General features: G+C 65.7%; 13 protein-coding genes. 2 read left to right on the forward strand and 11 right to left on the reverse strand.

The window, feature by feature from the left end:
- Window positions 1–3 precede the first annotated feature (3 nt).
- The 11 genes from AC0L58_RS02770 to AC0L58_RS02820 form a co-directional block, all read right to left on the reverse strand.
- Window positions 4–1,179 (reverse strand): ABC transporter permease, encoded by a 1,176-nt coding sequence (locus AC0L58_RS02770; RefSeq protein WP_473686455.1) that lies wholly within the window; start codon window positions 1,177–1,179, stop codon window positions 4–6.
- Window positions 1,176–2,966, reverse strand: a complete 1,791-nt coding sequence (locus AC0L58_RS02775) for an ATP-binding cassette domain-containing protein (protein WP_473686457.1) — start codon at window positions 2,964–2,966, stop codon at window positions 1,176–1,178. The genes AC0L58_RS02770 and AC0L58_RS02775 overlap by 4 nt, the downstream gene beginning before the upstream one ends.
- A gap of 1 nt (window position 2,967) precedes the next feature.
- On the reverse strand, window positions 2,968–4,002 hold the full coding sequence (hlyD, locus tag AC0L58_RS02780; protein ID WP_473686459.1) for a secretion protein HlyD: 1,035 nt from the start codon (window positions 4,000–4,002) through the stop codon (window positions 2,968–2,970).
- 132 nt (window positions 4,003–4,134) lie between these two features.
- Entirely contained in the window at window positions 4,135–4,743 is a 609-nt protein-coding gene (locus AC0L58_RS02785) for a TetR/AcrR family transcriptional regulator (RefSeq protein WP_473686460.1), read from the reverse strand.
- A gap of 133 nt (window positions 4,744–4,876) precedes the next feature.
- On the reverse strand, window positions 4,877–6,307 hold the full coding sequence (pyk, locus tag AC0L58_RS02790; RefSeq protein WP_473686462.1) for a pyruvate kinase: 1,431 nt from the start codon (window positions 6,305–6,307) through the stop codon (window positions 4,877–4,879).
- A 65-nt stretch (window positions 6,308–6,372) separates the two neighbouring features.
- Entirely contained in the window at window positions 6,373–6,726 is a 354-nt protein-coding gene (locus AC0L58_RS02795) for a hypothetical protein (RefSeq protein WP_473686464.1), read from the reverse strand.
- 118 nt (window positions 6,727–6,844) lie between these two features.
- Window positions 6,845–8,038 (reverse strand): NAD(P)/FAD-dependent oxidoreductase, encoded by a 1,194-nt coding sequence (locus AC0L58_RS02800; RefSeq protein ID WP_473686466.1) that lies wholly within the window; start codon window positions 8,036–8,038, stop codon window positions 6,845–6,847.
- On the reverse strand, window positions 8,035–8,541 hold the full coding sequence (locus AC0L58_RS02805; RefSeq protein WP_473686468.1) for an iron-sulfur cluster assembly scaffold protein: 507 nt from the start codon (window positions 8,539–8,541) through the stop codon (window positions 8,035–8,037). The genes AC0L58_RS02800 and AC0L58_RS02805 overlap by 4 nt, the downstream gene beginning before the upstream one ends.
- 99 nt (window positions 8,542–8,640) lie before the next feature.
- A complete protein-coding gene (locus AC0L58_RS02810; protein ID WP_473686471.1) occupies window positions 8,641–9,078 on the reverse strand; it encodes a universal stress protein in 438 nt (145 codons plus the stop codon).
- Between the two features lie 240 nt (window positions 9,079–9,318).
- The gene (locus tag AC0L58_RS02815) at window positions 9,319–10,116 is read right to left on the reverse strand and encodes a prephenate dehydrogenase/arogenate dehydrogenase family protein (protein ID WP_473686473.1); all 798 of its coding nucleotides are present in this window, start codon (window positions 10,114–10,116) and stop codon (window positions 9,319–9,321) included.
- Complete coding sequence (locus AC0L58_RS02820) at window positions 10,113–11,219, reverse strand: PLP-dependent cysteine synthase family protein (protein WP_473686475.1); 1,107 nt, start codon at window positions 11,217–11,219, stop codon at window positions 10,113–10,115. Before AC0L58_RS02820 ends, AC0L58_RS02815 begins: the two co-directional genes overlap by 4 nt.
- Window positions 11,220–11,517: 298 nt before the next feature.
- Between AC0L58_RS02820 and AC0L58_RS02825 the strand changes: the two genes are divergently transcribed.
- Both AC0L58_RS02825 and tpx read left to right on the forward strand, forming a co-directional pair.
- Window positions 11,518–11,955 (forward strand): CopD family copper resistance protein, encoded by a 438-nt coding sequence (locus tag AC0L58_RS02825; RefSeq protein WP_473686477.1) that lies wholly within the window; start codon window positions 11,518–11,520, stop codon window positions 11,953–11,955.
- 26 nt (window positions 11,956–11,981) lie between these two features.
- Complete coding sequence (gene tpx / locus AC0L58_RS02830) at window positions 11,982–12,482, forward strand: thiol peroxidase (RefSeq protein ID WP_473686479.1); 501 nt, start codon at window positions 11,982–11,984, stop codon at window positions 12,480–12,482.
- Window positions 12,483–12,973 lie beyond the last annotated feature (491 nt).

A 12,973-nucleotide genomic window follows, 5' to 3' on the forward strand; every position in this document is an offset into this window, starting at 1 on the left:
CGCTCAAGCCTCCAGATTCTTGCGCGTCTTGCGCTTGGCGATCACAAAGAAGAACACGCCGATCGCCGCCATCGCCGCCAGGTTCGGCAGGAATACGGCCCAGACGTCACCGGCCAGGAATACCGTCTGCAACGAGGACACGAAGTAGCGCGCGGGGATCAGCCAGGTAATGGCCTGGATCGGCGCCGGCATGGCGTCGATCTCGAACAGGAAACCGGAGAGCAGGAAGGACGGCAGGAAGCCGGAGAACAGCGCGATCTGCGAGGCCAGAAACTGATTCTTGGTGACCGCCGAGATCAGCAGGCCTTGGCCGAGCGCGGGGATCAGGAACACCGCGGACAACGTCAGCAGCGCCAGCAGCGAACCGCGCAACGGCACATCGAACACGAAGATCGCCAGCGCCGCGGAGGCCAGCGTGGCAAGCATGCCCAGCATGAAATACGGCAGCAGCTTGCCGATCAGGATTTCCGCCACCGACGCCGGGGTCGACAGGATCGCCTCCATCGTGCCGCGCTCCCACTCGCGCGCCACCACCAGCGCGGTGAGCATGGTGCCGATGATGGTCATCACGATCGCGATCGCGCCGGGCACCAGAGCGCGGCGACTTTCGAGTTCGGGGTTGAACCAGTAGCGCGGCTCCAGCTTGATCGCTGCAGGTGGCGCGCCGATATGGCGGCCTGCGGCCCAGGTCTGCACCACGCCCTGGGCGTAATTGGCGACGAAGTTGGCGGTGTTGGGCTGCGAACCGTCGGTGATCACCTGCACCAGTGGTTGCGCGACGGGCGAGGCCAGCCGGCGTTCGAAATCCTGTGGAATCACCACGAAGCCGCGCAGCTTGCCGGATACGATCTGGTCGGCCACCTCGCGGCGATCACGTGCCGGCGTGACGCTCAGGTAACGGGTGCCGGCAAAGGCGGCCGCCAGCGACTGCGCCGAGGCGGCATCGGATTCCAGCACCACGCCGATGCGCACCGCGCGCACGTCCAGCGACACCGCATAGGCGAACAGGAACAGCAGCACCACCGGCAGCACGAACGCGATCAGGATGGTGGACGGATCGCGGATCGCCTGCAGGCTTTCCTTGCGTACCAAGGCCAGCAGACGGCGCCAGTCGAACTTTCGGCTGGCCCGTTCCGGCGAGGTTTGGTCCGGACGAACAGCGTGAGTTTCCCGGGTCATGCCGCCACCTCGGCATCTGTGCGCGCTTCGTCTGCGAGATCGGCCGACTCGACCAGATGGATGAAGGCGTCTTCCATGGTCGGGTCGGGGTGCCGGTCGCTGCGGGAAGCGCGCTTGAGCGCGTCAGGCGTGTCGAGGGCGATCAGCTGCGCGCGGTACATCATGGCTACCCGGTCGCAGTACTCGGCCTCGTCCATGAAATGGGTCGTGACCATCACCGTCACGCCCTTGCGTGCCAGGCCGTTGATATGCGTCCAGAACTCGCGCCGGGTGATCGGATCGACGCCGGAGGTCGGTTCGTCCAGGAACAGCACCGGCGGACGGTGCATCAGCGCACAGGCCAGCGCCAGCCGCTGCTTGTAGCCCAGCGGCAGCGCGTCGGGCGAGGTGGCGAGGTAGCGCCTCAGGTCGAAGGTCTCGATCATCTCGTCGATGCGCTCGCGTCTGGCCACGCCTTCCAGCCCGTACACGCCGGCGGAGAATTCGAGGTTCTGACGCACCGACAGCAAGCCGTACAGGGAGAATTTTTGTGCCATGTAGCCGAGCTGGCTCTTCGCCGCTCCGATGGCGTGGCGCAGATCGAGCCCGACCACGTGTGCCTCGCCTTCGGTCGGTTTCAGCAGGCCACAGAGCATCTTGAAGGTGGTCGACTTGCCGGCGCCGTTGGGCCCGAGCAAGCCGAAGATTTCGCCCCGGCGGACTTCGAAGCTGACGCTGTCGGTGGCGGTGAAATCGCCGAAGCGCTTGGTCAGGTCCTTGCACGACACCGCGATGTCCGAATCGAGTTTGACCGGATCCATGCGCTCGGCCAGTGCCGACGTACCACCCGGGCCGCCGCCGAGCAGATCGATGAAGGCGTCTTCGAAACGCGGTTGCACGGGCTCGAGTTTCGCGCCGACCTCCTCGGCCAGTACATCAATCTCTTGGCGCCCCGCATCGGCGCGCAATACCACGCGCACGGCGTCACCTTGGATCACGCCGTCGCCGACGGAGCGCAGATCCAGTGCCCGCGACAACACCGCGCGGCGCTCGTCGCTGACGCCGGTCAGGCGGAAGCTGCGCTGCTTGATGCGATCGGTGAGCTGCTGCGGCGGGCCATCGAATTCGAGCTTGCCTTCGTTGAGCAGCAGCACGCTTTCGCAGCGTTCGGCCTCATCGAGGTAGGCCGTCGACCAGACCACCGCCATGCCGTCATCGGTCAACTCTTGCACCATGCGCCACAGATCCTGCCGGCTGACCGGATCGACGCCGACGCCGGGTTCGTCGAGCAGCAGCACTTCGGGTTTCGCCATCAGTGCGCATGCCAGCCCCAGCTTCTGCTTCATGCCGCCGGAGAGTTTGCCGGCCAGGCGCTTGGTGAATGGGCCTAGCCGGGTAAATTCAAGCAGGCTCTCGAAGGTCTCGGCGTGCTGGTCGGCATTCATGCCGCGCAGCTGCGCGTACAGGCGCATGTTCTCCATCACCGACAGATCCTCGTACAGGCCGAAGCGCTGCGGCATGTAGCCGCTGACGATGTGGATGGCGTCGTTGTCATCGACCACGTCGAAGCCGGCCAGCGTGACGCCGCCGCCATCGGGGACCAGCAGTCCGGTCATGATCCGCATCAGCGTGGTCTTGCCGGCGCCATCGGGGCCGACCAGGCCGGTGAGGCGGCCGTAGCGAATCTGCGCACTGAAGCCGCGCAGGGCCTGGACCTCGCCGAAGTGCTTGGCGACGTTGTCGATAATGACGGCAGGTCGGTCCTTGCCGCGTTCTTGCGTGATGTCGCTGGCGGGGTGCGCGTTCATCTCAACGACCTGACGTGGTTTTGTCGGCGCTGCGGGCGGTGTCGACATCGACGGTTACCGGCATGCCCTGACGCAGACCCTGATCGCCATCGGCAACCACCACGCGCAGCCGGTAGACCAGATCGGTACGCAGGTCGGTGGGTTCGACCGTCTTCGGGGTGAACTCCGCGCGCGGCGAGATGAAACCGATCTGGCCGTGATAGACCTTGGCGGAGGAATCGGTGTGCACGCGCACCGGCGCGCCGGGTGCGATGCGACCCAGGTCGGGCTCGCTGACATAGGCGCGCACGTAAGCCGGATCGCGCAGGCTGAGCGTGTACACCGGCGTGCTGCTGGCCACCATGCTGCCCGGTTCACGAATGCGCGCGATCACGATGCCGTCGCTGGGCGCCACCAGTTCGGTATCCGCCAGGGCGGTGCGCGCCTGTGCCAGGGCGGCCTGCGCTGCCGCGACGCGCGCCTCGCCAGCGGCGATATCCTCGCTGCGGGAGCCATCCTTGGCCAGCGACAAGGCGGCTTCGGCCGAGGCCAGGTCGGCCGCGGCGCGGTCGCGTGCGGCGCGTGCGGCGTCGACGGTGCGCTGGCTGCTGGCGCCCGACTCGAGCAGGGTGCTCTGGCGGGCGAAATTTCGCTCGGCCTCGCGCGAGCCGGCCTGCGCCTGGCGCACACGTTCCTGTGCCTGGGCAATTTCCTGTGGCCGGTTGCCGCTGCGCAGTTTGTCCAATCCTGCCTGCGCTGCGTTCAATTCGGCCTGCGCCGCGGCCAGTTTCTCGCGGTACGGCGTGGCGTCGAGTCGAGCGATCACCGTGCCGGCGGTGACGGCATCACCTTCATCGGCCGCCATGCTGGTCATCCGGCCGGGCTGGCGGAAGGCCAGCTCCACTTCACGGATGTCCACGTTTCCGTACAGGCGCAATCCATGCTCGTTGCCCTTGTCGTGCATCAACCAGAACAGGGACAAGCCAGCGATGGCGAGGACGGCAATGGCGAGCAGGATCCAGCGAGTCTTGCCCGTGGGGCGGCTTGGAGTCTTCATCGGCGGGTTTCCGTTCGGAACAATGGTTCGATCGTGGTCAGGAAGTGATGGGGATCGGGGGTCAGGTGGGGCGAAGGGCGGGAACGTGTTTTCGGAGCTCCCGGTTCTGGCGTGGTGGCACGAACCGTTTCATCAGCGGGCCCTGGCGATGCCACGACGGTAGATGGCGAACGCCGCAGGGGCGTTCTTGCGCATCTGTTTGCTGTTGCCGAGCAGGAGTGCCTGGATGACCAGGCCCTGGATGCTGCCGATGAAAAGCGTGGCCGCGGCCGCGGCGTCCACCTTCGGATCCAGTTCGCCGCTGGCCTTGCCCTCTTCGATCAACGCGCGCAGACGCTCGCCGTAGCGACGCATCAGCGTCTGCACCATGCGCTTGGCCGCGGTTTCCTCGGCGCGTTGCAGTTCGCCAAGCACCATGCGCGGCACGCCGGGGTGCTCGATGACGAAGCCGATGTGCGCCAGATACATCGCTTCGAGCGCAGCCAACGGCGAGGTTGTGCCGCTGGCGGCACGCTCGATTCGCGCCAGCAGGCGATCGGCTGCCCACTCCAGGGTCGCCTCCCAGATCGCTTCCTTGCTGGGGAAGTGCCGGAACAGGGCGCCCTGGGTCAGGTTCATGCGGGTGGCAATCGCCGCCGTGGTGATCTCGCTCGGATTCTGCTCGGCGGCCAGCTCGATCACCGATTCGACGGTGACCAGACGGCGGTCATCGGCGGACAGACGCTTGCGGGGATGTTCCATGGATAAGCTCACAAGTAAGTAAGTAATTACTATCTTACTGGGATCTGGATCGCTGTCAACTGGCGGCTTCTTCCCCTGACTTCCTAGCGCGCGGTCGGGTGGGGCTTGATGCCTGCGCCCGCAGTCGACCCGGCTATTGCTCCCCGGCCGGAAGCCGCATCACCTGGAGCGTGTCGGCCGTGCTCTGCGCCGCTTCGGAAGTCGACAGCATCACGGCGGAATCACCGGGCTGTGCCAGCCCTTGCGCATACAGCCAGCGGCTGGCCAGGCGCAGGCACGATCGCGGTTCAAGCCCACCCACGGCCAACAATGGCGACACGCCCCAGACCATCGCCAGACGGCGGCACAAATCTTCGGAGTCGGTCACCGCCAACAATGGCGCGGCGGGCCGGAAGCGGGCAATCTCCAGCACCATCGCCATATCCGTGGCCGGGGCGATGATGGCCCTGGCGTGGAGACGGGCGGCAAGCTGGCACGCAGCCAGGCTGATCGGGTTTCCCGTTGTGGTCGATTCGTTTGCCCGCAGCCGTTCGCGTGCAAGACGTGCGGCATACTCGGTTTCAGTGGCCGTCAGCACCCGCTGCAGGATTTCGACCGCGGCTACCGGGAAATCTCCGATCGCGGTCTCGGCGGACAGCATCACACCGTCCGTCCCGTCGATCATGGCATTGGCGACATCGGTCACCTCGGCGCGTGTCGGCCGTTCCTGCATGACCATGGATTCGAGCATCTGGGTGGCGGTGAGCACCGGGCGCGCTTGGGCATTGGCCATGGCGATGATCCGCTTCTGGACCAGCGGTATCTCGGCCAGGTCGGTCTCCACCCCCAGGTCGCCGCGCGCCACCATCACGCCGTCGGCCGCCGCCACGATCGCGTCGAGGTCGACCAGGGCCTGGCGTTTTTCGATCTTGGCCATCAGCAGCGGTGGCCGGCCGGGCGGAAGCAGTGCGCGTACGCGGAGCAGGTCATCGGCGGACTGCACAAACGACACGCCGAGCCACTCCGCCTGTTGCGCCAGCGCGAAGCCCAGGTGCCGGCGGTCGTCATCCGTCGGTATCAGCGCCGAGAGTCTGGAGTCAGGCAAGTTGATACCCGAACCGGATGTGATCGTCCCACTGGCGAGCACCTCGCAGACAACGCGCTCGGTGTCGACGGTTTTCACCTCAAGCCTGACCGCGCCGTCGGCGAGATATACCGACTCACCCACGCGCAGCGCCTGCAACAATGCCAGGTGCCTTACGGGTAGCGCGTCGGGCAGGTCAGCCCCGAAAGCCAGCACCACCGTTGCGCCCAGATGCAGTTCGCGCGTGCCGTCGGGCAGATCGCCCAGCCGGAACTTCGGTCCCGGCAGGTCCACCAGCACGGCGACGAACCGGCTGGCTTGTTGCGCCAGTTCACGTAGCTGTTGAATCCGGCGGGCGTGGCCGGCGTGGTCGCCGTGCGACACGTTGAAGCGGGCGACGTCCATCCCGGCGCCGATCAGCCGCTCCAGCACGCCCGGTCGATCCGTTGCCGGACCGAGCGTGCAGACAATCTTTGTCCGATTCCAGCGCGCTTGCGGCATCTCCACCTCCGAATCCCGTGTTCCGGCGGGCATCCAGCCACGCCGGGAAACGGAAACGTGGGCGGTCAGTCTTCCGCCGCCATCGCGGCGTCCTGCCGCGCCTGCCGGCCAAGCTGTCCCATCATGGCCAGTGTCATCGCCAGCCCCCGCCGGGCGTCGGCATCGCGGTTGAGCTGTCGCAGCGATTGCCACACGGTGGGCGGCTCCTCGACGGAGCCAGCCTGCGCGCCGGCGTAGCGCATCAGGTTGTTGAGGTTGAACGCGCTGGTCGTCAGATCCTCGTAGCCCTTCATCATTTTCTGGACCATGGCATCGTCTGTCATGTCCATCACGTCCGAAAGCGCCGAAAGCAGGTCGACCAGATTGTGGAAGCGTCGGCCCTGCAGCAGCGGGGCAAGCTTCTCGACCAGGGCGGCCATGCCCTCCTGCGTGGCGGCGTCATTCAACTGCGGGTTGTCTTGCAGGAAGGAATCGAAAGATCCATTCGACGACTTCCGCGTTTCTGCCAGTTGCGTATTCATTGTCGTTACTCCTGATTCAAACCATGCCACGAGCGACGGACCAGTAGATGCCGCGGTTGAATGCCTTGCGCATCTGCCCGCCGATTCTGGTGGCCGGTGTCGGTATCACGTCTTCGTCGTAGTCGTACCAAAGCGGCATGCCGGCATCGAGGCCCATCTGGGCGATTGCCTGCACCTTGCCGTCGTAGGCAGCTATGGTCTTGCCCACGCGCATCAGGCCAGCCACGTTGTCACAGATGACAGGCGACTGGTTGTGGCAGCTGCCGCCGGCCTTGCTGATCGGCAGGTCGACGGTGTCGCCCATCACGAACACGTTGGGAAAGCCGTCCAACTGCAATGTCTCGCGGTCGGTGGGTAGCCAGCCCTCGTTGTTCGGCGCCTGCGAGATGCCTGAATTGAGCACTGCATCGACCGCCCGGATCGGCGGGGTCTGCATCAGGATGTCGAACTCCACCGATTCACCTTCTTCGGAGTAGGCGACCTTGGCGTCCGGGTCAACGCGTTCCAGCGTGAAGCCGGTCTGGTGGACGATGTCCTTGGAATCGAACACCGAGGGCAAGACCTCGCCGACCGGTCGCTGCAGGAACAGGCAGTTGCGCAGCAGCTGGGAAACGGTCGGATAGGTATAGACAATCTCGACCTTGTCGCGCACGCCGCGCCTGCGCAACAGATCGTCCAGCATCAGCGTGGTTTCCATCGGCGCGATGCCGCACTGGTGCGGCACGTTGGGCGTCTTGGGGAAGGTCACGCCGATGAAAATGCGGCCCTTCTCGATCGTGCTGAGCTTGTGGTAAAGCTGCATGGCCGGGTCGTGCTGGTAGAAATGGTCGCCGGCCTCCTTCAGTCCCGGAATGCGCTCGGGCGAGGGGATGCAGCCGGTCGACACGACCAGGTAGTCGTAACGGTGGTCTTCGCCCGACGCCAGGCGCAGGCGGCTGTCCTTGAAATCGAACCCCTCGACCGAGTCCAGCAGCAGGTTCACTTCCGGCTTGAGTAGCGAGTGCAGTGGTCGGCGCAATTCATCCTTGTAGAACATGCCGAATGCCACGTACATGAAAGCCGGCTTGTAGTAATGCCAGGGGTCGTTCGATATCAGGCTCACCCGCGCCTTGCCCGCGCGGATCTCCGGATACAACTTGGTGACGAGGTTGTTGGCGGTCATGGTGCCGCCGATCCCTCCACCGACAACGATGATGTCTTGAATGCTCATGGCTCTTTTCCTCCGGAGGATAGAGTCGTGATGGCAACATCCCTGTCCAGGGGCGCGCCGATGATGCCGGCGCGGTGAAAAAGCTGTTTCAGTGCGTGGAATGGCAGTTCGGCCGATCCCCGGCGCCCGGGGATTTCCCGGGTCAGCGCAAAGACCTCCAGTTCGGGCCAGTCGCAGCGCGTGCCGTCGCCGGCAAGAATCGCGCGCAACTGGCCATGCACCCGTTCAAGCGTGCCGCCACCCAGCCCTGACGCGCGACGCGCCAGAATGGCGGTGGTGGCTTGCCCGAGCGAGCAGGCGCGGACCCGGTAGCCCAGTTCGGCCAAGCGGTCGTCGTCGAATCGCGCGTCCAGCGTGACCTGACTCCCACACGTCGCGTCGTGGAGTGTCACCGAGTCGGCAGGCGGCACTGGCAACCGTCGATCGTTGCGCACCTCGCTGCGATACTGCTTGAGCGTCTGGTACAACGTGGCGACGTCGTGATTGGCCACCGTGCCGGACATGACTGCCTCCTGCAGTGGGTTGTCCAGCATCGTCAATGTGACGTGAGGCGCTCGTGATTGGCCGCCAACAGCCAGCCGCGGTGTAACGGGCAGCCGCGCTCAGCTACACACCAGCACCGGCACCTCGCCTTGCAGCAGCACTTTCTGCGTCTCGCTGCCCAGCAGCAGCCGGCTCAGGCCGCGCCGGCCGTGGGACGCCATCACCACCAGGTCGCAGCGCTTTTCGCGTGCCGTCTGCAGGATCACTTCGTGCGGATGCTCGGCCACGTCGTAGTGGCCGCTGTAGGTGACCCCGGCCTCTTCGGCCAGGCGTTTCACATCGTCCAGATACTCCGCCGCCAATTCCATGGATTGCTCGGTGTAGGTCGCCTCGGAGGCGGCCAGGGCCTCGGACATGTAGATCAGTGCCTGGAAAGCGGGCACGACGTGCAGCGCATGGACTCTGGCACCACAGGTTTTCGCCAGCTCGATGCCCATTTTGGCCGCGCGCAGCGAAAGCTCGGAACCGTCGATCGGAAGCAGGATGTGTTTGAACATGACGAACTCTCCAGGTGCGCGACGGATCCGTGGCAGGCAGGGTCGGCGGCGTGGCGCGGGATCCGGCTGCCCATCGCGCTGACCTGTGCCGGTGCGCCCTTGATGAGTACATGTTGGCCGCAATGTGGGCGCGATGCACTGACCACCGTCAACTTGCGCCTGGATCGAGGTGCTACCGATTGTCGCAGTCCGAATCGCCAGACTCCGGTCCAGCCGATGCCGGCGAATCCGGACGTGCTTTCAGGCGGGTCCGACGGAAATGCTCAGGTTGTCGCCATCTTCGTGATCGAGCAACTGTCGGTGCACCCGTTCGAGTTCGGCCAGCAGCTCCGCCCGCGTTTCCGCGGCGAACGGGTTTTCCTGCTGAATCGCGCTGAACAGGTGCCCGGCGTCGCCGCGCACGGCCGCCAGCATGTGCTTCATGCCCTGGAATGAAGGCGGGGCGATCGGCATGCCGTCGTCCACGCCCATGTCGATCAGCCCCTTGGCGATGAAGAACGCCAGTACATGCGTACGTGCCATCGCGCGGTCATGGCTTTCGGGGTCCTGTTCGATCACTTCGCAGCCGAGCTGGGTGAACAGCTCACGGGTCTGCCGCGCGGCTTGCGGATGCTCGCGCGCAGGGCAGATCACCGCGCGTCGCGGACGCTCGTCGCGGGCCAGGCTGAGCGGGCCGAACAGGGGGTGTGTGCCGACATGCGGAATCTCCGCGCCCAGCAGTTCGTCCATCGCGGCGCAGGGGTGCATCTTCACGCTGCCCACGTCGAGCACGATCTGTCCCGCATGCAACGTCGGGCGAACGGCTTGCAGCGCCTCACGCATGTGCGGCACCGGCATGGCCAGCACGATCCACTGCGCAGCCTCGATCGCGGCATCTGGTGTGGCGACGGCCAAACTCGCCGGGACGCTCGCGCGGGGATCGAACACCCGCACGCGATGCCCCGCTTGCTGCAGCAGCTCGGCAAGTGCCTGGCCGAAGCGGCCGTAGCCGAGCAGCGCGAAGTCCATGCCGTCCTGCTGCAGGCTGTCGGCGATCATGCCGGCGCGGGCGAGCTGCCGGAGGCCAGGCTGGCGCGCAGCGCCGCGTCCCACGGCGCCAGGTCGATGTCGTGCCTGGCCAGCCAGTCGCGGTCGAACAGCGTTTGCGCATAGCGCTCGCCGCGGTCGCACAACAGGCTCACGATGCTGCCGCGTTCGCCGCGTGCACGCATCGATGCAGCCAGATGCAGACAGGCCACCAGGTTGGTACCGGACGAACCCCCGTAGCGATGACCGAACAGATCCTCCAGCAGCCATGCGCCAGCAATCGAGGCGGCGTCGGGCACCTCGCAGACGTGGTCGACCACGTCGAAGATGAAGCCTGGTTCGACGCGTGGCCGACCGATGCCTTCGATCAGCGTGGTCTTGCTGGCGACGGCACCGCTGTCACGCTTGCGCCAGCCATGCACGTAGGCGCTGCCGGCCGGCTCGGCCACGCACAGCCTCGTCTGCAGCCGGCGGTAACGGAGATAGCGGCCGAGGGTGGCTGAAGTACCGCCGGTGCCGGCGCCGCAGACGATCCAGGCCGGCTCCGGCGCGGCCTCCAGCGACAACTGGCCGATGATCGACTCGGCGATGTTGTTGTTGCCGCGCCAGTCGGTGGCGCGTTCGGCCAAGCCGAACTGATCGAGATGGCAGGCGCCGCGTGCAGCGTGTTCGGCAGCGCGCGCGTGCACCTGGGCAGGGTCGTCGACCAGGTCGCAGGTGCCACCCAGTGCCTCCACGTCGCGGATCTTGCCTGGCGCCGTGGCGGAGGGCATCACGGCAGTGAACGACAGGCCCAGCAAACGCGCGAACCAGGCTTCGGAAATCGCCGTGCTGCCGGAGGACGCATCCACCACGGCCTGTCCGCCGTGCAGCCGCCCGTTGCACAGGGCGTACAGATACAGCGAGCGTGCCAGCCGGTGTTTCAGGCTGCCGCTGGGGTGGGCGGCTTCGTCCTTGAAGTAGAAGTCGATGCCAGGGAAACCCTGGAAATTGAGTTTGAGCAGGTGGGTGTCCGCCGACCGCGCAGCCTCCTGCGACAGGCAGCCGAGTGCGCGGTTGACCCATTGACGCTCGGTATCACGTTCGGGGTGTATGCCTTGAACGACGGTTTTCATCGGACAACCTCGGGGTATCGGTGCGGCCGCGCGGGCAGCGGATAACTGGTGGACTCATCGATGGTACGCGCTGATTGCGCGTCGGCGGGTCCGGGACCAGGTGCATGCTGGGCGGCGGCTTGATGAATGACCCTGACTCAGGTCAACGCCGCGCGGATGAAAGCGGGGTGAATTGTCACAGGGTGCCCTGGTTGCCTGCACTTGCATCATGCCGTGTCGAGGCGGCTGATGCAGGTCATGGCCGGGTGGCGCGAAGCGGCAGATAGTGGGAGTTCCGCATCGCTTCCTGGCCTTACGCATGGTTGCCTGGTATCCGTGGATCGTCCTGTTGCACCTGGCCTGCGCCATCGTCTTTGTCGGCGCGGTGGCGTTCGAGGTGATCGTGCTGGAGTCACTGCACAAGCATTTCGACTTCACTACCGTCCAGCGCATCGAAAAGGCGGTGATGGCGCGCGTGCGCAGCTACATGCCGGTGGTGGTGATCCTGTTGTTCCTCAGCGGATTCATGCTGTTCGACATTCGTTGCGACGGCCTCAGCTGCGTCGGTTCACGCTTTGGCAACTGGCTGCTGTTGAAGGTGGCGCTGGCATTCGGCGTGCTGGCGGTATTCGTCAACGCGATGTGGGCGATGCGCCACGGCAAGATGGATGTATGCCGGTTCAGGCACACCCATCGCATCGTGCTCGCGCTGATGGTTGGCATCGTGTTCCTGGCCAAGACCATGTTCTACTTGTAGTTCGCATCCAGACAGGAGATTCAGGCATGTCCACAGTCACACTTCACGGCGCCCCAGTCAGCGTCAATGGCCAGTTTCCGGCGCCAGGATCCGCTGCGCCTGCCTTTGCCCTGGTGGCGGGCGACCTCTCCGACGCCACGCTGTCGAGCTTTGCCGGCAAGCGCAAGGTGCTGAACATCTTCCCCAGCGTCGACACGCCGACCTGTGCCGCGTCGGTGCGCCATTTCAACGCCTCGGCCGGCAAGCTGGCGAACACGGTGGTGCTGTGCATCTCGGCCGACCTGCCGTTCGCGCAGGCGCGCTTCTGCGGCGCGGAGGGCCTGGACAACGTGGTCAACCTGTCGATGATGCGTGGGCGCCAGTTCCTCAACGACTACGGCGTGGCGATTGCCGACGGCCCGCTGGCGGGTCTCGCCGCTCGTGCAGTCGTGGTGCTCGACGAGCACGACAAGGTGATCCACACCGAGCTGGTCGGCGAGATTGCCGACGAGCCGAATTACGACGCGGCGCTCAAAGCGCTGGGTTGATGCCGTGGGGCGGGCGTTGCCCGCCGTTTTGTTCCCCGGATCGAGAAAGCACAGCGGGCGGAGCCCGCCCTACGCGTGATTTCGTGGGTGGCCGGCGTTCACGACAAGGTGATCCACAACGGGCAGGTCGGCGAGATCGCCGACGAGCCGAATGACGGCGCGGCGCTCAAAGCGCTGGGTTGATGCCGTGGGGCGGGCGTTGTCCGCCGTTTGGCCTCCCGGATCAAGAGCACGGCGGGCGGAGCCCGCCCTACGCGTGATTTCGTGGGTGGCCGAGGTTCACGACAAGGTGATTCACACCGAGCTGGTCGGCGAGATTGCCGACGAGCCGAATGACGGCGCGGCGCTCAAAGCGCTGGGCTGATGCCGTGGGGCGGGCGTTGCCCGCCGTTTTGTTCCCCGGATCGAGAAAGCACGGCGGGCGGAGCCCGCCCTACGCGTGATTTCGTGGGTGGCGACGCTAACGACCAGGTGATCCACAACGGGCAGGT

The sequence above is a fragment of the Rhodanobacter sp. G2-10 genome, from assembly GCF_055809185.1.

Bases quoted from the DNA above. Each gene is read 5' to 3' on its own strand.
- AC0L58_RS02770 (WP_473686455.1), bottom strand. From the start codon at position 1,179: ATGACCCGGGAAACTCACGCTGTTCGTCCGGACCAAACCTCGCCGGAA.
- AC0L58_RS02775 (WP_473686457.1), bottom strand. From the start codon at position 2,966: ATGAACGCGCACCCCGCCAGCGACATCACGCAAGAACGCGGCAAGGAC.
- hlyD (WP_473686459.1), bottom strand. From the start codon at position 4,002: ATGAAGACTCCAAGCCGCCCCACGGGCAAGACTCGCTGGATCCTGCTC.
- AC0L58_RS02785 (WP_473686460.1), bottom strand. From the start codon at position 4,743: ATGGAACATCCCCGCAAGCGTCTGTCCGCCGATGACCGCCGTCTGGTC.
- pyk (WP_473686462.1), bottom strand. From the start codon at position 6,307: ATGCCGCAAGCGCGCTGGAATCGGACAAAGATTGTCTGCACGCTCGGT.
- AC0L58_RS02795 (WP_473686464.1), bottom strand. From the start codon at position 6,726: ATGGCCGCCCTGGTCGAGAAGCTTGCCCCGCTGCTGCAGGGCCGACGC.
- AC0L58_RS02800 (WP_473686466.1), bottom strand. From the start codon at position 8,038: ATGAGCATTCAAGACATCATCGTTGTCGGTGGAGGGATCGGCGGCACC.
- AC0L58_RS02805 (WP_473686468.1), bottom strand. From the start codon at position 8,541: ATGTCCGGCACGGTGGCCAATCACGACGTCGCCACGTTGTACCAGACG.
- AC0L58_RS02810 (WP_473686471.1), bottom strand. From the start codon at position 9,078: ATGTTCAAACACATCCTGCTTCCGATCGACGGTTCCGAGCTTTCGCTG.
- AC0L58_RS02815 (WP_473686473.1), bottom strand. From the start codon at position 10,116: ATGATCGCCGACAGCCTGCAGCAGGACGGCATGGACTTCGCGCTGCTC.
- AC0L58_RS02820 (WP_473686475.1), bottom strand. From the start codon at position 11,219: ATGAAAACCGTCGTTCAAGGCATACACCCCGAACGTGATACCGAGCGT.
- AC0L58_RS02825 (WP_473686477.1), top strand. From the start codon at position 11,518: ATGGTTGCCTGGTATCCGTGGATCGTCCTGTTGCACCTGGCCTGCGCC.
- tpx (WP_473686479.1), top strand. From the start codon at position 11,982: ATGTCCACAGTCACACTTCACGGCGCCCCAGTCAGCGTCAATGGCCAG.